This window comes from Streptomyces sp. JHA26, from assembly GCF_002005565.1.
In the GTDB taxonomy this organism is placed as follows: Bacteria; Actinomycetota; Actinomycetes; order Streptomycetales; family Streptomycetaceae; genus Streptomyces.
The window spans coordinates 1-1,370 of the sequence record NZ_BDJC01000143.1 but is presented as its reverse complement, the minus strand read 5'-3'; the positions used below and the strand labels follow the sequence as shown (position 1 = coordinate 1,370).

Annotated in this window: 1 pseudogene; it reads left to right on the top strand. The window is 78.6% G+C overall.

What is annotated here, in order from left to right:
• Window positions 1-1,370 (top strand): annotated as a pseudogene (locus JHAT_RS33405) (cation-translocating P-type ATPase); the annotation flags it as partial.

The following is a 1,370-nucleotide window of genomic DNA, read 5'->3' as shown; positions in this document are numbered from 1 at the left end:
ACGTCGCGCGCCGCGTGGCGGCGGCCCTCGCCGAACACCCCGACGTGGCGCTCGCCTACTGGGACAGTGGACTGGCCCGGCTGGTGGTGACCGCGACCGAGGAGGAACTCACCGACCGGGTGGTGGACCACGCGACCGACCTCGCCGCACAGCACGGGCTGGCCCGGGCCGACGACGAGGTCGAGGAACTGGCCCACCCCGGCGACCCGGCCGCCGTGCGCGTCGCGGCCACCGCCCTCGGAGCCGACGTGCTCGGCATCGCCGCCGCCCTGACCGCGTCGTCCCTGCGGCTGCCGCCCTCGCCCCGTCTGGTGACCGCCGTGGCGACGCTGTTGCGTGAGAACCCCAGGTTCCGCGCCTGGCTGCGCGAACGGCTCGGCGCCCACCGCATGGACGTCACCCTGGCCGCCGCCAACGCGGCCGTGCACGGCGCCGGCCAGAGCCCGACCTCACTGGTGCTCGACGGGGCGCTGCGCGCCTGCCAGCTGGCCGAGTCGGTGGCCCGGTCGGCGGCCTTCGAGGCCGTGCACGACCGGCTGTGCGCCCCGGACCGGGGCAGCCTGCCCGCCGACCTCGCCCTGCGCCCGCCGCTGCGCACCTCACCGGCCCAGGACTACGCCACCCACGCCTCGGCCGGCAGCGTGGCGGGCGCGGCGGCGACCCTGCTCGTCAAGCACGACCTGGCGGAGGCCGCGGAGGCGGTGCTCGCCGGATCGCCCAAGGCCGCGCGCTACGGGCCCGCCGCCTTCCACGCCGTACTGAGCGCCGCGCTGTCCCGGACCGGCGTGCTGGTGCGCGATCCGGAGCGGCTGCGGCAGCTGGAGATGACCGGCACGATCGTCCTGCACCCCAGCGCGCTGCGCACCCCGCACGCGGGGGCGGACCCGTGGACCGAGGACGTCCTGGACGCGGCGCGGCGCGCGGGGCTGCGCGTGGTGATGGTGGAGGACCCGGCGCTGGCCGACTTCACCGGCCTCGCGGACCAGGTCGTCGGCGCCCACCGCCCGCTCGGGGACGTGGTGGACGAACTGCGCGCCCAGGGAGGCGGCGTCATCACGGTCGTACGCCCCCTGCCCGGCGACGACGGCACGGTGCCGGCCGGGCTGTACCGCGGTGACGTGGCCATCGCGCTGGCCGACGCGGACACCCCGGTGGCGTGGGGCGCGGACGTGCTGGCCTCGCGCGGCCTGGCCGACGTGTGGCGGGTGCTGCGGGCGGTGCCGGCGGCCCGCAGGGTCGGGAACCGCTCGCAGACGCTGGCCCGGGCCGGGGCCGCGCTGTCCGGACTGCTGGTCGCGGTCGGCGAGGCGCGCGGCGGGGGGCCCGGTGCGCCGCTGCCCGGGCTGCGGCACGCGCCGGTCGACGCGAGC